Origin of the sequence: Aquibium microcysteis, from assembly GCF_014495845.1 — a bacterium.
GTDB classification, from domain to species: Bacteria; Pseudomonadota; Alphaproteobacteria; order Rhizobiales; family Rhizobiaceae; genus Aquibium; species Aquibium microcysteis.
Window position 1 is genome coordinate 5,245,120 of sequence record NZ_CP061080.1, and the last position, 20,102, is coordinate 5,265,221.

Genomic DNA, 20,102 nt, shown 5'->3' on the forward strand with positions numbered 1-20,102 from the left:
GGGCATGCCACGATGAAGGGAAACGACAACATCATCCTCGCCTGCCAGGACGTCGCCGTGCGTTACGGCGACGTGGTGGCGCTCGATGACGTCTCGATCTCTTTCCGGCGCGGCCTGATCCACGCCGTCGTCGGGCAGAACGGCGCGGGCAAGACCACGTTCGCCCGTGTCGTCTCGGGTCTCGTCCGGGCGCAGAAGGGGTCGGTCGAGATCGGCGGCGCCCGGCTCGCGGGCGGCAGCGTCAACGACGCCCGCCAGGCGGGCGTCGAACTCGTCCACCAGAGCTTCGCGCTTCCGCCATCCTTCACGGTGGCGGAAGCGATGCAGTTCGGCGCCTCCGGCGGCACGCTCTACACCCGCGGCAGGCTGGAGCGCCGCTGGCAGGCGCATCTCGACGCTCTCGACGTCAAGGTCTCGGCGCAGGCCCGGATCCGCACGCTGACGGTGGAGCAGCAGCAGGCGGTGGAGATCGCGCGCGCGCTGGTGAGCGATGCCCGTCTGCTCATTCTCGACGAGCCGACGGCGGTCCTGTCGCCCGAGGGAGCGAGCAAGCTGTTCGAGCGCGTCCGCAGGCTCAAGGAGCGGGGCGTGACCGTGCTGCTCATCCTGCACAAGATACGGGAGGTCCTGGCCGTCGCCGACACGGTTTCGGTGCTGCGCGGCGGACGGCTGGTCGACGGGCCGCTGTCGACGGAGGGAATGGACGGCGACAGGCTCGCCTCCATGATCATCGGATCGTCCGCGCGGACGCTCGCGGGCGAGGATCGCGCGGCGTTGACGGGCACGGCGGTTCCGTCTGGCGAAGCCCAGGCCGCGGCGGCCGAGCGGCAGCCGGTGGCAAGGCTGCAAAGCGTGAATACCCGTCCGGACGAGGACGGCATGGCGCTGCAGTCGGTCGATCTCGTGGTCCGCCAGGGCGAGATCGTCGGCATCGCCGGCGTGGAAGGAAATGGCCAGCGCACGCTGGTGCGCGCCATCTGCGGCCTCGCGGAGGTCGATGCCGGTTCGGTGGAACTCGACGGCGCCGACGTCTCGCGCGCCACGCTGGCAGAGCGGCGCGAGGCAGGACTTCGGGTGATCCCGTTCGAGCGCAACGTCGAGGGTCTGAGCCTGACGAGCCCCCTCTGGGAGAACTGGTCCGCCGGGAGGCTGCTCGCCCGGCCGCTCCTTTCCGCCATCAGTCCGGCCGGCCTGCGGCGCGATTGCAAGACCGCGCTCGATGCCTGGGACGTGCGCTACGCCCATGTCGGGCAGCCGGCAGGCTCGCTGTCCGGCGGCAACGCACAGAAGGTCATCCTGTCGCGGGAGATGGACGAAGCCGGACGGCTGGTCATCGCCGCGCAGCCAACGCGCGGCCTCGACATCGGCGCGACCGCCTTCGTGTGGGAGGCGCTGCGCAAGGCGCGCGGGCGGGGATGCGGCGTGATCTTCGTGTCGTCCGATCTGGACGAGATCTTCGACCTTGCCGACCGCGTGGTCGTCATGCTCTCCGGTCGCATCGTCGCCGAGTTCCGCCCGCCTTTCGATCTCGAACGTGTCGGAGCGGCGATGACGGGAGCACGCGCATGAGCGACAGCCTGGCCGCGATCGTTCGCGCGATCCTCTTCATCCTGCTGGCGCTTGCCATGTGCGGGGTCATCTTCGAGTTCGCGGGCTATTCCGCGCCGCAGATGTTCCAGTCCATCGTCGACGGCGCCTTCCTGCGCCGCAACGCGCTGGAACATGCGCTGCGCTGGGCGCTGCCGCTCTTCATCACGGCCACGGGCGTGGTCATCTCCTTCCGCGCCGGCTACTTCAACATCGGCGCGCAGGGCCAGTTCTACGTCGGAGCCATCTGCGCGGCCTTCGTCGCCGAATGGCTTCGCGGATATCCGGCCGCGATGGTGATCCCGCTGTGCTTCGCGGCAGGCATGACGGGCGGCGCTCTCTGGGCGCTCTGGCCCGGTCTCCTGCGGCTTCGGTCGGGCGCCGACGAGGTGATCACCACGCTGATGGGCAACTTCCTCGCCGGCCTGCTGCTCGTCTACGTGACGGCGGGTCCCCTGAAGGATCCTTCCGGCTCCGGCCAGCAGGCGTCGAGCCGTCCGCTGGAGGCGGCCTATCGGATCAGCACGTCGAGCGGGGTCTCGCCGACCATCATCGGCATCGCCGTCCTCGTCGGCGTCGCCCTGTGGTGGCTCGTCAACCGCACCGCCTTCGGCGTGCTGTCGGGGCTCAGCGGACGCAACCCCACCATGGTCCGGTGGCAGGGCGCCAGCACCTGGAAGATCGGCCTTGCGAGCTTCCTCGTCAGCGGCGCACTCGCCGGTCTCGCCGGCACCATCGAACTGATGGGGCCGAACGGCAGACTGGCCGGCGGCTTCCTGCCCGCTCACGGTTTCACCGCCATCCTCATCGCGCTGGTGGCCGGACTGTCGATCACGGGGGCGGCGATCGTCGCCTTCTTCTTCGGCGGCCTCGCTTCCGCGGCACTCTACCTCCCCGTCATGGCCGGCCTGCCCTCGGCGGCCATCGACATCATCAACGCGGCGATCGCACTCTTCATCACGGCCCGCTCGCGTTTCATCGATACGGTGACGAAGGTCTGGAGGCGACCATGGACGACGTCGTAATCGCCATCCTGCGTTCGGGAACGCCGCTGGTCTACGTGACGCTCGCCGGCGTGATCGCCCAGCGCGCGGGCATCTGGCATCTCGGCCTCGAAGGCCTGATGATCACCGGCGCCTGCGCCACCGTGGTCGGCACGGTGCTGACCGGCTCCGTGGGGACGGCTCTGTCCATCGCGGTCCTGATCTGCGTGGTCGGTTCGATCCTGTTCTGGTTCGTGGTGGAGAAGCTCAGGGCCAACCAGATCATCGCCGGCCTCGGCCTGACCGGCCTCGGCCTCGGTGGCACGTCGCTCGCCATCCAGTCGATCTTCGGAAGCCAGGCGGCGGTCAGCGCTCCCGCCGGCCTGCCGCGCATCGGTGCGGCATTCGGAGCCTACGGGGTGCTGTCGGTGCTCGTGCTCTTGATGCCGCTCGCCGTCTTCCTGTGCTGGCTGCTTCTGTGCCGCAGCCGCTTCGGCCTCAGGCTCTCCGCCTCGGGCGAACATCCCTTCGCTGCCCGCAGCGTCGGCGTGAACCCGTCCGCCATGCGGCTCGCCGCCCTGATGATCGGCGGCGTGCTCTGCGCGCTGGCGGGCGCCGAACTCGCGGCCGGCAGCCTGCAGATATTCTCGCAGAACATGACCGCGGGTCGGGGTTTCATGGGCTTCGCCGCCGTGATCTTCGGCGCCGGCCACCCGCTGTGGGCGACCTGTGCCGCATTGTTCTTCGCCGTCGTCGGCGCACTCGGCATCCGCGCCCAGCTCGTCTTCGGCGACCGGGTCCCGCACGACCTGCTGCTCGGCCTGCCCTACATCGCCACGGTGTTCGGCGTCTGGCTGTCGGCGCGCCTGCGCGGCGGCGCCAAGGCGGCGGCCGGCGGCTTCGGCGAACTGCGGGACAACTGAACCGATGAAGCGAAAACTGATCATCCTCACCGATCCCGGCCAGGACCAGGCGGCGGCGATCCTGATGATTCTCGGCGCGGCCGACGCCTTCGAGGTGCTGGGCCTCGTCGCCACCGCCGGCAACATCGACCTGCGCCACACCGTCGCCAACTGCCTGAAGCTGCTGGAACTGGCCGGGCGGCCCGACATCCCGGTCTTTGCGGGATGTCCGCGGCCGATGACGCGCGATCTCGTCACGGCCGTGCATGTCCACGGCCCGACGGGCCTCGACGGTCCCGACCTCACGGAGCCGCGGATCGCCGCGTCGACAGTGCACGGGGTCGACTTCATCGTGGACACGATACGATCGTCGGAGCCCGGCTCGGTGACGATCTGCTCCCTCTCGCCTCTCACCAACCTCGCCATGGCGCTGGTCAAGGCGCCGGACATCGCGCCGCGCATCCGGGAGATCGTGGCGATGGCGGGAGCCTATTTCGAGGTCGGCAACATCACCCCCTCCGCCGAATTCAACGTCTACGTCGATCCGGAGGCGGCCGAGATCGTGCTCGGCGCCGGCATCCCGACCACGCTGCTGCCGCTGGACGTCACCCATCGCATGCTGTCGACGCGACAGCGGCTGGATGCGATGCGGGGGCTCGCCAATCGCTGCGGGATCGCGACCGCGCAGATGCTCGAATTCTCCGAGAGCTTCGACCTCCGGAAGTACGGCTGGGACGGCGCGCCGCTGCATGGCCCCTGCGTTCCGGCCTTCATGCTCGACCCGGGCATCTTCTCGGGCCGGGAGGTCAACGTGTCGGTCGAACGGGCCGGCACGCTGACGCAGGGCATGACCGTCGTGGACTGGTGGGGCATCACCGACCGTCGGAAGAACGCGTTCTGGGTGCGCGACGGCGATCCCGACCGCTACTATTCGCTTCTCCTCGAATGCCTGGGACGCCTGCCATGAGCGGCCTGCTCGTTCGCGACGCCATGATCCTGACCCTGGATCCGCGCCGGGGGACCACGCCGTTCCAGGGAGACGTGCTGGTCGAGGGGACCCGTATCGCCGCCGTCGGCGTCGGGCTGGAGGCCGGACCGGGGGTGGAGGTGATCGACGGACGGGGCAAGCTCCTCATGCCGGGCCTCGTCAATGCGCACACGCACTCCAGCGAGACCTTCTTTCGCGGGCGCTACGAGAAGATGCCGCTCGAAGTCTGGCTGCTCTACGCCTACCCGCTGCTGATGGGGCCGGTCATCGACGGCGAGCTCCTGCACATGCGCTCGCTGCTGCTGGCGACGGAATCGCTGAAGGCCGGCGTCACCGCGATGACCGACTGCTTCTTCGACCCGCCGGCGCACGACCTCGACCGGCTCGGCATCGTGTTTTCCGCCTACGAGCTCGCGGGGATCCGCGCCACCGTGTCGAGCGACGTCATCAACATCCCGACGCTGGAGGCACTGCCCTTCGCCGGTGACGTCTTTCCCCCGGACATCCGGCAGCTGATCGACTTCGGGCCGATGATCGGCGCGCCGGCCTATCTCGACTTCTGCCGGGCCGCCATCGCGGCCTTCCACGGCCGCGCCGGCCGGCTGAACTTCCAGATCGCGCCGTCCGCCCCGCAGCGCTGCACGCCCGATCTGCTGACGGGCTGCTTCGACCTGGCGCGAACGCACGGGCTGCCGTTCCACTGCCATGTCCTGGAGACCGTGACGCAGGCCGTGACAGGGCGGGAGCTCTACGGCGGCAGCCTCGTCCGCTACATGGGCGACCTCGGCGTGCTGGGGCGCAACACCACGATCGCCCACTCCGTCTGGGTGGACGATGCCGACATGGCGCTGATGGGAAGGGCCGGCGTCAGCGTGGTGCACAACGCGGTCTCCAACCTCAAGCTCGGTGCAGGCGTAGCACCCGTGCGAAGGCTGATCGAGGCCGGCGTCACCCTGGCGCTGGGCACCGACGGCGTCTCGTCCAACGACACGGCGAGCATTTTCGACGTCATGCGGGTCGCGGGTCTCCTGCACGGCGCCAGCGGGCCCGATGCCGGCACCTGGCTCTCCGCGGCCGAACTGCTGCGCGCGGCGACTCTCGGCGGCGCGCGCAGCGCCATGCTCGACGACGTCTGCGGTTCGCTGGAACCCGGCAAGGCCGCCGACATGATCCTGATCGATCTCGACGACTGCGCCTTCCTGCCGCTGAACGACGTCGCCCGGCACCTCGTCTATGCCGCCAACGGTTCGAACGTGCGGACCGCGATCGTGGCGGGCGAGGTGGTGATGCGCGATCGGCGCATGACGCGCTTCGACGAGGACGCCCTGTTCGCCGAGATCCGCGACAGGGTGCCTGCCTATCTGGAGGCCCACGGGCTGGTGGAGCAGCGCAATGCCCTGCTGGAGCCGTACTTCGCCGAGATACACCGGCGCTCGGCCGCCAGCCATTCCGGGGTGTACCGGTATGCCGGGGACGCGGCGCTGCGCCACCGGAACTGGTCTTTCGGAGAGCCGGCGGCCGGTCGTTCCTGATCCGCATCCGGTCGACGACCACGGCAGTCCGGCGGATGCACTGGCGCCGAGCTTGATCGACGCTTCGGCAGCGGTCTTGTCTTCTGCCTGCTCGTGGCACCGCCAGACGCTAACGCTTCCTAAAGATATCAGTCACTTGAAATTAATCTCCCTTTAAACCGCCATCTTTAGCCTCCAGGGGGACGGCCGGTCGAGGCCCCCGACGACAGGCAGCACGATGGCCAAGCGCAACAGGAACGTCCGGATCGAGCCGCGCTTCGATGATGCGCGTCCGGCGCGCAGCGCGGGCGACCTGACGGCGAGCGAGGAGGACCGCGTCGTCCAGCCGGGGCGACGCGCGGCACCGGGCGGCAGCAAGGCCTCCCGCGGCACAGGGCGGAAGCCCGCCGCGGGCCGCAGGCGCGCGCCGCGCCGAAGCGGCTTCTCCGTCTTCGGTCTCCTGCGCGGCGGTGCGTACTGGGCACTGGTGGCCTCGATCTGGATCGGCATCGCCGGCGCGGTGATGATCGCCTTCTACGGCGCGCGCATGCCGTCGGCCACCACCTGGTCCGTACCCGACCGCCCCCCCAACGTGCGCATCGTCTCGGCCGACGGCCAGCTGCTCGCCAACCGCGGCATGACCGGCGGCGAGGCGATCGGACTGCACGAGATGTCGCCGCACATCCCGCAGGCCGTCATCGCCATCGAGGACCGGCGGTTCTACTCCCATTTCGGCGTCGACCCGATCGGGCTCGCGCGCGCCATGGCCGCGAACCTCTTCGAGGGGCGGCTGGTGCAGGGGGGGTCGACGCTGACGCAGCAGCTGGCCAAGAACCTGTTCCTCAACGCCGACCGCACGATCGAGCGCAAGGTGCAGGAGGTGCTTCTGTCGCTCTGGCTGGAGCAGAAGCACACCAAGGCCCAGATTCTCGAGATGTATCTCAACCGCGTCTATTTCGGCTCGGGCGCCTATGGCGTCGAAGCCGCCTCGCGGCGCTATTTCGGCAAGTCCGCACGTGACGTGACCCTGTCGGAGGCGGCGCTGCTGGCGGGCCTGCTGAAGGCGCCGTCGCGGCTGTCGCCGGCACGCGATCCAAAGGCTGCCGAGGCGCGGGCGCAGCTGGTCCTGTCGGCCATGGCCGAGCAGGGCATGATCGGCGGCAGCGAGATGACCGCCGCCATCAGTGCCCCGGCCACCCGCGCCGCCGCCTACTGGACCGGTTCGGAGCACTACGTCGCCGACCGCGTGATGGAGGAGCTGCCCGGCCTGATCGGCGACGTCCGCGGCGACGTGGTGGTGGAGACGACGATCGACCTGACGCTGCAGAAGCTCGGCGAGGCCTCGATCCGCAGGCTGATCGCCGAGAACCGGGAGAAGCTCGCCGTGACCCAGGGCGCCCTGGTGTCGATCGACGGTTCGGGCGCGGTGCGTGCGATGATCGGTGGCGCCGACTATGCCAACAGCCAGTTCGATCGCGCCTCGGAAGCCCGCCGCCAGCCGGGTTCGGCCTTCAAGCCCTTCGTGTTCCTCGCAGCCCTCGAGCAGGGCCGGACGCCCGAGAGCATCCGCAACGACGCCCCGGTCAGGATCGGCAAATGGACGCCGGAAAACTACAACGGCAAGTACTACGGCGAGGTGACGCTGACCGCCGCCCTGTCGAAATCGCTCAATTCCGTCGCCGCGCAGCTCGCCATGGAGGCGGGGCCGAAGGCGGTGGTGGAGGTGGCGCACCGGCTCGGCATCGAATCCCCGCTCGCTGCCAACACGTCGATCGCGCTGGGCACGTCTGAGGTGACGCCGCTCGAGCTGACGGCCGCCTACGTGCCCTTCGCCAATGGCGGTTACCGGCCGCAGACGCATTTCGTGCAGCGGGTGAAGAGTGCCGCCTCCGGCAAGGTGCTCTACGAGCACCCGCAGGGCGGCATTCCGCGCGTCATCAATCCGCAGATCGTGGCCATGATGAATGCGATGATGGCCGAGACGATCCGCACCGGCACCGCCCGCAAGGCCGACTTCGGCTGGCCGGCCGCAGGCAAGACGGGGACCAGCCAGAACGCGCGCGACGCCTGGTTCGTCGGCTTCACCGCGAATCTGACCACCGCGGTCTGGTTCGGAAACGACGACGCGACCCCGATGAAGGGCGTGACCGGCGGCTCCCTGCCGGCGCTGGCCTGGAAGGACTTCATGACGGCGGCGCATGAGGGCGTGCCCGTGGTGGCGCTGCCCGGCGCCGGCTGGCGCCGCACCCTGCCCGCCGACGAGCCCGTGCGCAGGCCGTCGCTCCCCGTCGGCTCGCCGGAGGACGAGGCTCCGGCGATTTCGGGCGCGCCGATCCGGCGCGACGAGACCACCGCCTCGATTCGGCGCCCGAGCGCGGACGTCGGGGAGGATTCGGGGCCGCGCGGCTCCATCATGGACATCATCCTCGGACGCTGAAGCGTGCCGCGAACGTTCGGCTTCGCTCCGAACGCTTCGGCCCTTCGTTTTCACGCATGTCCGTCGCCCGAAACCGGTGCCCACGTTCGGGAGACATGCTTCAGCCCGCCTTCCGGCCCATGATCGGACGCCGCCCCTCGCCAGGACGGTCCCGCGCGCCTACATAGGCAGCCGGAGACCCCCCCATGACGAATCCAGATTCCCGCAAGACCATCGTGCTGACGGGCGCGAGCCGCGGCATCGGCCACGCGACCGTGAAGCGCTTCTCGCGCGAGGGCTGGCGTGTCATCACCTGCTCCAGGCAGGCCTTTTCGGAGGATTGTCCCTGGCCGCAGGGCGCGGAGGACCACATCCGCGTCGACCTTACCGATCCGGAGGACGTCGGCCAGGCGGTCTCCGAGATCCGCCACCGGCTGCAGGCGCTCGGCGGCAGGCTGGAGGCGCTGGTCAACAACGCGGGCATATCGCCGAAGCTCGCCGAGGGCGGCCGGATGAATTCGATCGACACGCCGATGCACGTGTGGCGCGACGTGTTCCAGGTCAACTTCTTCGCGCCGATCATGCTGGCGCGCGGCCTGTTCAAGGAGCTTGCCGCCGCCCGCGGCTCGATCGTCAACGTCACCTCCATCGCCGGCACCCGGGTGCACCCTTTCGCGGGCACCGCCTATGCCACGTCGAAGGCCGCGCTCGGCTCGCTGACGCGGGAGATGGCCGCCGACTTCGGCCCGCACGGCATCCGCGTCAACGCCATCGCGCCCGGCGAGATCGACACCGCCATCCTGTCGCCCGGCACCGACAAGATCGTCGAGGCCATTCCGCTGCGCCGGCTCGGCGAAACGGCGGAGGTGGCCGACATCATCTATTTCCTCTGCTCCCCGCAGGCCTCCTACGTCTCCGGCTCCGAAATCCACATCAATGGCGGCCAGCACGTCTGAGCGGGCGACGATCGCCCCCGCCGGCTTAGCCGGGCATGCCCGACAGCGAGGCGAGCAGTTCGGCCACGTTGCTGGCGCAGTATTTCTTGAGAAGGCGGGCGCGGTGCGCTTCCACCGTGCGCGGCGAGAGGTCGAGCAGGCGGGCGATCTCCTTGCTCGTGCGGCCTTCCCCGAGATGCATCACGATCTGTCGCTCGCGCGTGGTGAGCTGCATCACCGGCCGATAGGCCGACAGGTCGGCGAAGGACCACACCGCCCGCGCCAGCGGATTGTCGCGGGTGAAGGAATGGCCGCGCACGCGGCACCAGAACAGCGCCCCGTCCTTGCGCGCCATGATGCGTTCGTCGGAATACTCGTTGGAACGTCGGAGCGGCTCGACGCCGACGTCGCGGATCCGCTCGAACTCCTCGTAGGTGGGATAGAGGAAGGCGAAGGACTGGTCGATCAGCTCCGCCCTGTCGTAGCGGAAGATCAGCGCGAAGGTCAGGTTGCAGGCCCTGATGATCCGGTTCTCCGTCAGCACGATCCCGACCGGAGCGTGTTCGAAGGCCAGTGCCTCTAGCGTCGTGTCCCGGTCATCCATGCGTATTTGTACGATATTGATGAGAAAGTGCCCGGGACGGATAGTACCAAGGCGCGCAGGATCGCAACACAAGAATCCTCGAAAACATTCCTTGCGCGCGGGAGGACTGCTTTCATGAAGCTGGCCGAGGGGTTGGCCATCGTCGCGGGCTCGCGTCCCGGTGGCACCGCATTGTCCGATGGGCCCGCATGGTCGGGCTTCCACGCCACCGTTCGCGCGCACATGGCGTCCGTCGCGGCCGCGTCCGGCGAGACCGCACGATGAGCGGAGCGACGCTGAGCGGCCGGGCCGCGCTCGTCACCGGCTCCGTGCAGGGCATCGGGCTCGCGATCGCGCGTTCTCTGGCCGCCGAAGGCGCCCGCGTCGCGGTGCACGGGCTGGCGGCGCCCGGGCAGGCCGCCGCCGTCGAGGCGCAGCTGCGGTCGGACGGCGCGCCGGACACGGTGTTCCTCGACGCCGACCTGCGCGACGTCGACGCGATCGAGGCCATGATGGCACGCGCCGCCGTCTGGGGACCGGTCGACGTGCTCGTCAACAATGCCGGCATCCAGCGCACGGCACCGCTGTCCGAGGCGACGGCGGCGACCTGGAACGACATCCTGGCAGTCAACCTGTCGGCCGCCTTCCACACCATGCGGCTCGCCATGCCCGGCATGGGCGAGCGCGGCTTCGGCCGGGTGATCAACATCGCTTCCGTCCACGGGCTGGTCGCCTCCAGGGACAAGTCGCCCTACGTCGCGTCCAAGTTCGGCCTCGTCGGGCTGAGCAAGGTCGCCGCGCTCGAATATGCGGCCTGCGGCTCGCGCGAGACGGGCGGCGTCACCGTCAACTGCATCTGTCCCGGCTGGACCGAGACGGCGATCATCGGCCCGCAGGTCGATGCCCGCGCCGCGGCCCATGGCGGCGATCGCGACGCCGGCATCGCCAGTCTGCTGTCGGAGAAGCAGCCGAGCCGTCGGACGTCGGATCCGGCCGAGATCGGCGCGCTTGCCGTCTGGCTCTGCCAGAGACCGGCCCACAACGTCACCGGGACCGCGATCCCGGTGGATGGCGGCTGGACCGCCCAGTGAACGACACGCTCAAGAAGGAGGAGACGACATGAAGAGACTGATCTCGACGGTCGCCATCGCTGCGGTTCTCGCGGCAGGCGGCCTCTCGACGGGCTTCACGCAGGAGGACCCGGTCAAGATCGCGCTGGTGCACGGCCTTTCCGGCTCGCCGCTGGAAGCCTATTCCAAGCAGACCACCGCCGGCTTCAACCTCGGCCTCGAATACGCCACCAAGGGCACGATGGAGATCAAGGGCCGCAAGATCGAGGTGATCGAGAAGGACACCCAGTTCAAGCCCGACGTCGCCCGCTCGGTGCTGGCCGAGGCCTATGGCGACGACGAGGTGCTGATCGCCGTCGGCGGCACGTCGTCGGGCGTCACCACCGCCATGCTGCCGATCGCCGCGGAATACGAGAAGATCCTGCTCGTCGAACCCGCCGTGGCGGATTCGCTCACCGGCCCGGATTCCAACCGCTACGTCTTCAAGACCTCGCGCAACTCCTCCATGGACATGCAGGCGCAGGCGCTGGCGCTGCAGCCCGACGACAAGCTCTTCGTCGCCACCCTGGCGCAGGACTATGCCTTCGGCCGCGACGGCATCGCCGCCTTCAAGAAGGCGCTCGAGGGCACCGGCGCCAACCTCGTCGCCGAGGAATACGTGCCGCAGCAGACGACCGACTTCACCGCCACCATCGAGCGTCTGTTCGGCGCGCTGAAGGACAAGGAAGGCCGCAAGGTCATCGTCATGTACGTCGCCGGCATCGACGCCATGACGCCGCTGGCCGCCGCCGACCCGGCCCGCTACGGCATCGAGCTCTCCACCGGCGGCAACATCCTGCCGGCGATGGCGTCCTACAAGAAGGTGCCGGGCATGGAAGGCGCCATCTACTACTACTACGAGGCCCCGAAGAACGAGATCAACGACTGGCTGGTCGAGAAGCACCAGGAGAAGTACGGCTCGCCGCCCGACTTCTTCACCGCCGGCGGCATGGCCGCGGCTCTCGCCATCGTCAAGGCGCTGGAGACGGCCGACGACTGGGAGACCGAGACGCTGATCAAGACCATGGAGGGCATGTCCTGGGAGACCCCGAAGGGCACCATGACCTTCCGTCCGGAGGACCACCAGGCGCTGCAGTCCATGTACCACTTCAAGATTGCGGTGAAGGAGGGCGTCGACTGGGCCGTTCCGGAGCTGGTGCGCGAGATCAAGCCGGAGGAGATGGACATTCCGGTGGGGCGGAACAACCAGCAGTGAGGTTGCGGGAGTAGGCAGTCGGCAGTCGGCAGTCGGGGTGGAATGGCGGGGGCTTTCGTGATGGCCTCGTCGTCCTTCGCCGCTGCCTGATCCCGACTGCCCACTGCCCACTGCCTCCACTACAAAAACCGAACCGCTCCGCCCATGACCCCCTCCCTCCGCACCGAGAACCTGACCATCCGCTTCGGCGGCCACGTGGCGGTGAACCGGGTGACCTGCGCTTTCCGGCCGGGCGAGCTGACGGTGATCGTCGGGCCGAACGGGGCGGGCAAGACGACGTGGTTCAACCTCGTCTCGGGACAGTTGCGGCCGAGCGAGGGCAAGGTGTTCAAGGACGGGCGCGACATCACCGGCCTGTCTCCCTCGGCGCGTGCGAAGGCGGGCATCGGCCGCGCCTTCCAGCTGACCAATCTTTTTCCCAAGCTCTCGGTGCTGGAGAACGTACGGCTGGTGGTCCAGGCGCGCAGCGGCGCCGGGCCGCGGACCCTGTCGCGTGCGGCGGCGCTGACCGGCATCCGCGACGAGGCGATGGGCCATCTCGAACGCGCCCGCCTGGCCGACGTCTCTGCCTATCCGGCGTCGGCGCTGCCGCATGGCGACCAGCGCAAGCTGGAGGTCGCCATGCTGATCGCCATGCAGCCGGACGTCTTCATGTTCGACGAGCCGACCGCCGGCATGTCGGTGGACGAGGCGCCGGTGATCCTCGACCTGATCGCCGGCATCAAGAAGGATGCGTCGAAGACGATCCTGCTGGTCGAGCACAAGATGGACGTGGTGCGGGCGCTGGCCGACCGGATCGTCGTTCTGCACAATGGCGAGATGGTCGCCGACGGCCGCCCCGACGAGGTGATGGCGCTGCCCACGGTGCGCGAGATCTATCTCGGCGTCGGCGCGGAGGAGGACGCATGAGCGGCGCCATCCTGAGGCTCGACGACGTCCACACCGACATCGGCCAGTACCACATCCTGCACGGCATCTCGCTGAACGTGCCCGAGGGCGGCGTCCACGTGCTGCTCGGCCGCAACGGCGCAGGCAAGACGACGACGCTCCGGACCATCATGGGCCTGTGGCGGGCGCGCAAGGGCGCGATCGTCTTCCGCCACCACGACATCACGGCCATGCCCACCCCCGACATCGCCCGCCTCGGCATCGCCTACGTGCCCGAGAACATGGGCATCTTCGGCGGTCTGACGGTGGAGGAGAACATGCGGCTCGCTTCCACCACCGGCCGTTTCGACGACGACCGGCTGGGGCGCATCTTCGCGCTGTTCCCGGCGATGGAGAAGTTCTGGACCCGCCAGGCGAGCGGGCTTTCCGGCGGCCAGAAGCAGATGCTCGCCATCTCGCGCGCCATCGTCGAGCGGCGCGAGCTGATCCTGATCGACGAACCGACCAAGGGCCTGGCACCCGCCATCATCCGCGCCATGATCGGCGCCTTCCGCGAGATCGCGCAGGAGACGACGATCCTGCTCGTCGAGCAGAACTTCCTCTTCGCCCGCTCGCTCGGCCGCGGCGTGGCGGTGATCGACGACGGCCGCATCGTGCATCACGGCGACATGGCGGCGCTGGCGGCGGATGAAGCGCTGCAGACGCGGCTCTTGAGCCTGTCGCTGGCGGATCATCAGTAGGAGATCGACATGGCCGTCGCGCTCTACGGCGCCCCCCTCTGCCTGCCGGCATCTCCCCCACGAGGGGGGAGATCGGCCGTCGCCGCCGTCTCGGCCCATCGCCAGCGGCGCAGGGGGAGATCGCGCGCCGAAGCTGCCGATCTCCCCCCTCGTGGGGGAGATGGCCGGCAGGCCAGAGGGGGGCGCCATAGAGCACCGACCGTCCAGGAAGGCGCGCGCACCCACCCCGGAGCCCGTCCATGAACGCCGCCCTCGACCGCGTCGGCGGCGTCTATGCCCTGCCGGTGATCCTCGCGATCCTCGCCTTCGCGGCCATCGGCTCCACCTCGACCTGGGTGACGCTGACGGCGGCGGGCCTGGCGATGGGGATGATGATCTTCCTGATGGCGTCGGGCCTGTCGCTGATCTTCGGGCTGATGGACGTCCTGAATTTCGGCCACTCGGCCTTCGTCTCCTTCGGCGCCTTCATCGCCGCCTCGGTGCTGGCCGCTCTCGGCGTCTGGCTCGCGGCCGACAGCGTGCTTCTCAACATCGCCGCGCTGATGGCCGCCATCGCGGCTGCGACCGCCTTCGGGGCGCTGGCCGGCTGGGGCTTCGAGCGGGTGATCGTCAAGCCGGTCTACAGGGACCATCTGCGCCAGATCCTGATCACCATGGGCGCGCTGATCGTGGCCGAACAGCTGCTGCTCGCCATCTGGGGCGGCACGCCGATGGCGGTGGCGCGGCCGGCCTTCCTGACCGGATCGATCATCATCGGCGACGTGGCGATCGAGGCCTATCGCATCTTCGCGCTGCTGCTCGGTCTGGCGGTCTACGTCGCCATGTATCTCGCGCTCAACCGCACCCGCATCGGTCTGCTGATCCGGGCCGGCGTCGAGAACCGCGAAATGGTGGAATCGCTCGGCTTCCGCGTCGACCGGCTGTTCATCGGCGTCTTCATGGCGGGTTCCGCGCTGGCGGCCATGGGCGGGGCGATGTGGGCGGGCTACCAGAGCCTGATCACGCCGGCACTCGGCCAGGAACTGATGATCATCGTCTTCATCGTCGTCATCATCGGCGGGCTGGGATCGATCCAGGGCTCGCTGCTCGGCGCCATCCTGGTCGGGCTGATGACCAACTACGTCGCCTTCCTGTTTCCCAAGCTGGCGCTGGCCTCCAACATGCTCTTGATGATGGCGGTGCTGCTCTGGCGGCCCTATGGGCTGCGGCCGGCGGTGAAGGGGTGATGGGGATGCATGGCGCGTGTGATACCCCCAGCTCCGCCGTCATCCTCGGGCTTGTCCCGAGGATCTGCTTCGCTTCGCGATCGAGGCTCGGCGTCGATGACGGTATGTGGCAGCCGGTGACGCTCTTCGCTCGGGCGGCAGCAGATCCTCGGGACAAGCCCGAGGATGACGGCGTCCGTGGTGGCTTGCGTCGCAAACCAGCCTGCCGGCGTGCCGGGGACGTCCGCCGATGACCGCTTCCTCCATCCCCTCCACCCCCGCCCGCCGCGTTCCCGCCGGGCGCCTCGCCGTCTACGGCATCGTCTTCGCCATCGGACTCTGCCTCGCCTTCGCGCCGTTTCTCTTCACCGACGTGCGGGCGGCAGAGGTGGCGGCGCGGATCTGCATCTTCATCGTGCTGGTGGCGAGCTACGACCTTTTGATCGGCTACACCGGCATCGTCTCCTTCGCCCACACGATGTTCTTCGGCCTCGGCGCCTACGGCGCGGCGATCGCGCTGAAGGCCTGGGGACCGGGCTGGGATGCGATCCTGATCGGCGGCGGCGCGGGGATCCTCGCCGCGCTGGTGCTGGCGGTGCTGATCGGGCTCCTGTCACTCAGGGTCAAGGCGATCTTTTTCGCCATGGTGACGCTGGCGGCGGCTTCCGTGATGCTGGTGCTGGCGAGCCAGCTCTCCGACATCACCGGCGGCGAGGACGGCTTCACCTACCAGGCGCCGCGGCTCTTCTCTCCGGCCTTCAAGCTGTTCGAGGACGCCGACGGCAAGGTGCTGCGGCTGTTCGACGTGGCGCTGAACGGCAAGGTGGCGGCCTATTACTTCGTCTTCCTGTCGAGCCTCGTGCTGTTCCTCCTGATGCTGCGCATCGTCGCCTCGCCGATGGGCACGGTGCTGGAGGCAATCCGCGAGAACGAGATGCGGGCCGAGGCGATCGGCTACAAGGTGGTCGCCTACCGCACCGCGATCTTCTGCATCGCGGCGGTCATCGCGGCCACGATCGGCGTGGTGCGCGCGGTCTGGCTGAAATACACCGGGCCGGAAGTGGCGCTGTCCTTCCACATCATGATCGACATCCTGCTGATGGTGGTGATCGGCGGCATGGGCACCATCGTCGGCGCCGTCATCGGCGTCGTGGTGATGAGCCTCGCCCAGTTCTACCTGAAGGACCTGATGGAGGTGGCGGCCGAGGCCACCGCCGGCATCCCGCTGCTGCCGGACCTGCTCAATCCGGACCGCTGGCTGCTCTGGCTCGGCGTGCTCTTCATCCTGCTCGTCTATTTCTTCCCCGCCGGCATCGCGGGCACGCTCATGAACAAGGGAAGCCACAAATGATCCCGCGCTCGACCTATGTGCCCGCCGGGCGGCACGAGATGCACGTCACCGAATGGGGCGAGCGGGGCCGGCCGGCGCTGGTGATGTGGCACGGCCTGGCGCGCACGGGGCGCGATTTCGACGAGGCGGCGGCAGCCCTTGCGGACAGCTATTTCGTGATCTGCCCCGACACGCTGGGGCGCGGCCTGTCGAGCTGGTCGGCCCCCGGCGGGGCCGACTATTCCTATGCGAGCTTCGGGGAGACCGCACTCGCCATCCTCGACTTCTACGGCATCGGCGATCTGCGCTGGATCGGCACCTCGATGGGCGGACTGCTCGGCGTGACGCTGGCGGCCGGGGCGCTCAAGGACCGCATCACCCATCTCGTCATCAACGACATCGGCCCCGACATCCCCGAGGCCGGTACCGGCCGCATCGCCTCCTATGTCGGCAACCCGCCGGTCTACGACACGGTGGCCGAGCTGGAGGGCTGGCTGCGGACGAACTATGCGCCCTTCGGGCAGAACAGCGAGGCCTTCTGGCGCCGCATGGCCGACACCTCGGCGCGTCGCACCGACGCCGGCAAGGTGACGGTGCATTACGACCCGCTGATCGTCACCCAGTTCACCCTGCACAAGGGCGACCTCGACGTCTGGGACAAGTATGACGCGGTGACGGCGAAGACGCTGCTGCTGCGCGGCGAGGCTTCCGACGTGCTCTCCGCCTCGACCGCCGAGGCGATGACCCGCCGCGGCCCGAAACCGAAGCTGGTGACGATGCCCGGCTGCGGCCATGCGCCGACGCTGGCCAGCGCGGGCGAGATCAAGATGCTGCGGGAGTTTCTGGGGTAGCGGCGGCGCGGTTCGGTTTCGCGAGGTCGCCTTCGCAAGGTCGGTGCGGGGACCCCCACCCCTTACCCCTCCCCTCAAGGGGGAGGGGGACGTGAGACGTCGGCGGCCCCCTCCCCCTTGAGGGGAGGGGTGGGGGTTCTTCCAACACTCAACGCGCGCGATCGCCTCTTTCCCGCTTACGCCATCAGCAGATTCGCACGTTCAAAGTCGTTCGGTCTCAGAGGCGCGGGGTCGTGTGCAGGCGCCTGGCGCGACGCCCCGCGTCCTGCCCGGGTGCCCGACGCGGCGGAGTGATCCTCTCGGACCGTCCTGCCGCGCCGGCCGCAGGTCCTAGCTTCCTGCCAGCACCTTCTCGATCTCCGAGACGCTGTGGTTGGTCAGCGTCTTCGCCACCTCGCCGGTGACCTTGTCGGCCACCTCCTTGTGCAGCTTCTTGCGCATCTCGCCGAGCACCTGGGGCTGCGCCACCAGGACGAGCTTCTTGAAGGTGCCCTTGTGCGCCATCTTGTAGAGCTGCGCGGCGATCTCGTCGGCGAAGCGGTCCTTCTCGATCCGGTGCCAGTCCGTGTCGGCGACCGCGCTGCGGTGGTTGTCGGAAGCGTCGTGGAGACGGCCCGGCCGATCGGTGCCCTGCTCGCGCGTCGGCGGGTTGTCGTGATGGTCCTCGCGCATCACCTGCAGGTTCGGATATTGCGCGTCGCCTTCGTTGCGAAGGAAGAGCGCCTTCTCGCCGTCGGCGACGAGAACCCACATGTCGTGTTCGAGCTTGATGGCGGACATTTCGAACTCCAATCCTGTTCCACTGGATGACACGCCCGGGCGGCGCCGATCGCCTTGATCGGGATCAAGGCCGGCCCGCGGCCGTCATCGGTGGGAGAACGTCCCGCGTGGCCGGCCGTTCCGGAGCGGACGGCGGCGCCAGGCGCCGCGTGGCGGACCACGCGGGCGGGCGGTCCGACGGCGATCGGAATGGTTTTCCGTCCTGCGCCGACGCCGCGGAAAACCCGTTGCGGCCACCCCGACCCGGCAGGACGGTGTGCCTTCAGATCGCCGAGCAACGGACCGACAATGCAGCCCAAAGGTGGAGACGTGCGCCCATGGCTGCCGCAACTGCAAAACTGAACGCTTTCCCGGTCTTCATGAAGGTGGAGAAGCGGACCGTCGTGATCGTCGGCTCTGGCGACGAGGCGCTGGCCAAGGCGCGCCTGATCGGCCAGTCCTCGGCCGAGATCCGCATCGTCGCCGACGAGCCGGAGGCCGAACTCGCCGCCTATGCCCGCGAGGCGGGCATGGAGCTGGTCGAGCAGGCCTACCGGCCGGATCTGATCGACGGCGCCTGCCTCGTCTTCGCCGCCACCGGGGAGGAGGCGCTCGACGGTCGCGTCGTCGCCGACGCCAAGGCGCGCGGCATTCCGGCCAACGCCGTCGACCGCCCGCATCTCTGCGACTTCTTCACGCCCGCGCTGGTCAACCGCGCGCCGGTCGCCGTCGCGATCGGCACGGAGGGTGCCGGGCCCGTGCTCGCCCAGATGATCCGCGCCAGGGTCGACCGTATGCTGTCGCCCGCACTCGGGCCCCTGGCCAGCCTCGCTGCCAGCCTGCGCGACACGGTCGAGCGGCTGGTTCCGCGCGGCAATGCCCGCCGCGCCTTCTGGAGCGACTTCTTCGAGGGCGCGCCGGCGCGAGCCATGGAGATCGGCCACATCGAGGAGGCGCGCGAGGCGGCGGCCGAACTGATGCAGCGCCGCACCGAGGCGCGCGGCCATGTGGCTCTCGTCGGCGCTGGGCCGGGCGCGGAGGACCTGATCACCATCCGCGCGCAGCGGCTCCTGATGCAGGCCGACGTGATCCTGTTCGACGCGCTGGTGCCCGAGGCGGTCGTCGCCATGGGCCGCCGCGACGCCGAGCGGATCTCCGTCGGCAAGCGCAAGGGCTGCCATTCGAAGAAGCAGGAAGAGATCAACGGCCTGATCGTCGAGCTCGCCCGCGAGGGCAAGCGCGTGGTGCGGCTGAAGTCGGGCGATCCGCTGGTCTACGGCCGCGCCGGCGAGGAGATCGCGGCGCTGCGCGAGGCCGGCATTTCCTACGAGATCGTCCCGGGCGTGACCGCCGCCTTCGCCGCCGCCGCCGATTTCGAGCTGCCGCTGACGCTGCGCGGCGTCGCCTCGTCGATGGTCTTCACCACCGGCCACGACCTGAAGGGCGGCGCGCTGCCCGACTGGGCGCGGCTCGCCGTTTCGGGCGCGACCGTCGCCGTCTACATGGGCCGCACCATCGCCGCGCAGGTGGCGGGACGTCTGATCGAGGCGGGCCTGTCGCCCGATACCGGCGTCGCCGTGGTGGAGAATGCAAGCCTCGTGGCGCGACGCCTGTTCCACGGCACGCTGGCCGACCTGCCGGCGCTGGAAGACCGCAGCGAGCTCGACGGTCCGGTGATGACCATCATCGGCGACGCCGTCGCCGGCGCCAATTTCGCCTTGTCCACCCCGCTCGCCGTGCATGCGCGGCTGCCGGTCGCGGCCTGAGGAGGGCCATATCATGAAAGTGCTTACCGCCAACCGGCTGATCGACGGCGAAGTGGTCTGGTACGGGACGGGCGAGGCCTGGATCGAGCTGATCGACGGCGCCCGCATCGCCCGCGACAAGGCCGGCGAGGAGATGCTGCAGGCGATCGGCAAGGCGGCGCTGGCCGCCAACCTCGTCGTCGACGTCGACCTGATCGACGTCGAGCTCGCGGGCGACCGCATCGTGCCGACGCGCCTGCGCGAGCGTATCCGCGCCGCTGGGCCGACGAACCACCGCCACCACGGCAAGCAGGCGCGGCCCGATTTCGCGCCGGCCGCCTGAACCGGCACAGC

General features: G+C 69.2%; 19 protein-coding genes. 17 read left to right on the top strand and 2 right to left on the bottom strand.

From position 1 onward, the window contains the following. The first annotated feature begins 12 nt into the window (after nucleotides 1–12). The 7 genes from IAI54_RS24715 to IAI54_RS24745 all read left to right on the top strand — a co-directional run bounded on the left by IAI54_RS24715 (nucleotide 13) and on the right by IAI54_RS24745 (nucleotide 9,343). Nucleotides 13–1,569, top strand: a complete 1,557-nt coding sequence (locus tag IAI54_RS24715; RefSeq protein ID WP_187969704.1) for an ABC transporter ATP-binding protein — start codon at nucleotides 13–15, stop codon at nucleotides 1,567–1,569. Continuing rightward, entirely contained in the window at nucleotides 1,566–2,612 is a 1,047-nt protein-coding gene (locus IAI54_RS24720; protein WP_187969705.1) for an ABC transporter permease, read from the top strand. Before IAI54_RS24715 ends, IAI54_RS24720 begins: the two co-directional genes overlap by 4 nt. Beyond that, complete coding sequence (locus IAI54_RS24725) at nucleotides 2,597–3,493, top strand: ABC transporter permease (RefSeq protein WP_187969706.1); 897 nt, start codon at nucleotides 2,597–2,599, stop codon at nucleotides 3,491–3,493. The genes IAI54_RS24720 and IAI54_RS24725 overlap by 16 nt, the downstream gene beginning before the upstream one ends. Before the next feature lie 4 nt (nucleotides 3,494–3,497). After that, nucleotides 3,498–4,439, top strand: a complete 942-nt coding sequence (locus IAI54_RS24730) for a nucleoside hydrolase (RefSeq protein WP_187969707.1) — start codon at nucleotides 3,498–3,500, stop codon at nucleotides 4,437–4,439. Further along, a complete protein-coding gene (locus IAI54_RS24735) occupies nucleotides 4,436–5,992 on the top strand; it encodes an amidohydrolase family protein (RefSeq protein WP_187969708.1) in 1,557 nt (518 codons plus the stop codon). Before IAI54_RS24730 ends, IAI54_RS24735 begins: the two co-directional genes overlap by 4 nt. A 217-nt stretch (nucleotides 5,993–6,209) precedes the next feature. Then, entirely contained in the window at nucleotides 6,210–8,408 is a 2,199-nt protein-coding gene (locus tag IAI54_RS24740) for a transglycosylase domain-containing protein (protein ID WP_187969709.1), read from the top strand. Between the two features lie 185 nt (nucleotides 8,409–8,593). Further along, complete coding sequence (locus IAI54_RS24745; protein ID WP_187969710.1) at nucleotides 8,594–9,343, top strand: SDR family NAD(P)-dependent oxidoreductase; 750 nt, start codon at nucleotides 8,594–8,596, stop codon at nucleotides 9,341–9,343. A 25-nt stretch (nucleotides 9,344–9,368) separates the two neighbouring features. On the opposite strand, the gene IAI54_RS24750 is transcribed toward IAI54_RS24745, so the two are convergent. Continuing rightward, nucleotides 9,369–9,926: a PAS and helix-turn-helix domain-containing protein gene (locus IAI54_RS24750; protein ID WP_187969711.1), complete on the bottom strand. Its 558-nt coding sequence runs from the start codon at nucleotides 9,924–9,926 to the stop codon at nucleotides 9,369–9,371. 114 nt (nucleotides 9,927–10,040) lie between these two features. Between IAI54_RS24750 and IAI54_RS24755 the strand changes: the two genes are divergently transcribed. The 8 genes from IAI54_RS24755 to IAI54_RS24790 all read left to right on the top strand — a co-directional run bounded on the left by IAI54_RS24755 (nucleotide 10,041) and on the right by IAI54_RS24790 (nucleotide 17,244). After that, a complete protein-coding gene (locus IAI54_RS24755; protein ID WP_187969712.1) occupies nucleotides 10,041–10,190 on the top strand; it encodes a hypothetical protein in 150 nt (49 codons plus the stop codon). Then, nucleotides 10,187–10,996 carry a 3-hydroxybutyrate dehydrogenase gene (locus tag IAI54_RS24760; RefSeq protein ID WP_187969713.1) on the top strand — a complete coding sequence of 270 codons (810 nt, stop codon included), beginning with the start codon at nucleotides 10,187–10,189 and terminating at the stop codon, nucleotides 10,994–10,996. The genes IAI54_RS24755 and IAI54_RS24760 overlap by 4 nt, the downstream gene beginning before the upstream one ends. 28 nt (nucleotides 10,997–11,024) lie before the next feature. Continuing rightward, nucleotides 11,025–12,230 carry a substrate-binding domain-containing protein gene (locus IAI54_RS24765; RefSeq protein WP_187969714.1) on the top strand — a complete coding sequence of 402 codons (1,206 nt, stop codon included), beginning with the start codon at nucleotides 11,025–11,027 and terminating at the stop codon, nucleotides 12,228–12,230. A gap of 144 nt (nucleotides 12,231–12,374) precedes the next feature. Beyond that, entirely contained in the window at nucleotides 12,375–13,139 is a 765-nt protein-coding gene (locus tag IAI54_RS24770) for an ABC transporter ATP-binding protein (protein ID WP_187969715.1), read from the top strand. After that, nucleotides 13,136–13,858 (top strand): ABC transporter ATP-binding protein, encoded by a 723-nt coding sequence (locus tag IAI54_RS24775; protein ID WP_187969716.1) that lies wholly within the window; start codon nucleotides 13,136–13,138, stop codon nucleotides 13,856–13,858. The genes IAI54_RS24770 and IAI54_RS24775 overlap by 4 nt, the downstream gene beginning before the upstream one ends. A gap of 239 nt (nucleotides 13,859–14,097) precedes the next feature. Continuing rightward, the gene (locus IAI54_RS24780; protein ID WP_187969717.1) at nucleotides 14,098–15,084 is read left to right on the top strand and encodes a branched-chain amino acid ABC transporter permease; all 987 of its coding nucleotides are present in this window, start codon (nucleotides 14,098–14,100) and stop codon (nucleotides 15,082–15,084) included. Nucleotides 15,085–15,313: 229 nt separating this feature from the next. After that, nucleotides 15,314–16,414 (top strand): branched-chain amino acid ABC transporter permease, encoded by a 1,101-nt coding sequence (locus tag IAI54_RS24785; RefSeq protein WP_187969718.1) that lies wholly within the window; start codon nucleotides 15,314–15,316, stop codon nucleotides 16,412–16,414. Next, nucleotides 16,411–17,244: an alpha/beta fold hydrolase gene (locus IAI54_RS24790; protein ID WP_187969719.1), complete on the top strand. Its 834-nt coding sequence runs from the start codon at nucleotides 16,411–16,413 to the stop codon at nucleotides 17,242–17,244. Before IAI54_RS24785 ends, IAI54_RS24790 begins: the two co-directional genes overlap by 4 nt. Nucleotides 17,245–17,574: 330 nt before the next feature. On the opposite strand, the gene IAI54_RS24795 is transcribed toward IAI54_RS24790, so the two are convergent. Then, entirely contained in the window at nucleotides 17,575–18,024 is a 450-nt protein-coding gene (locus IAI54_RS24795) for a baeRF12 domain-containing protein (protein WP_187969720.1), read from the bottom strand. A gap of 317 nt (nucleotides 18,025–18,341) precedes the next feature. On the opposite strand from IAI54_RS24795, the gene cysG reads away from it, so the two are divergent. Both cysG and IAI54_RS24805 read left to right on the top strand, forming a co-directional pair. Further along, nucleotides 18,342–19,769 (top strand): siroheme synthase CysG, encoded by a 1,428-nt coding sequence (gene cysG / locus IAI54_RS24800; protein ID WP_187969721.1) that lies wholly within the window; start codon nucleotides 18,342–18,344, stop codon nucleotides 19,767–19,769. A 13-nt stretch (nucleotides 19,770–19,782) separates the two neighbouring features. After that, entirely contained in the window at nucleotides 19,783–20,091 is a 309-nt protein-coding gene (locus tag IAI54_RS24805) for a DUF2849 domain-containing protein (RefSeq protein ID WP_187969722.1), read from the top strand. The last annotated feature ends 11 nt before the right edge of the window (nucleotides 20,092–20,102 follow it).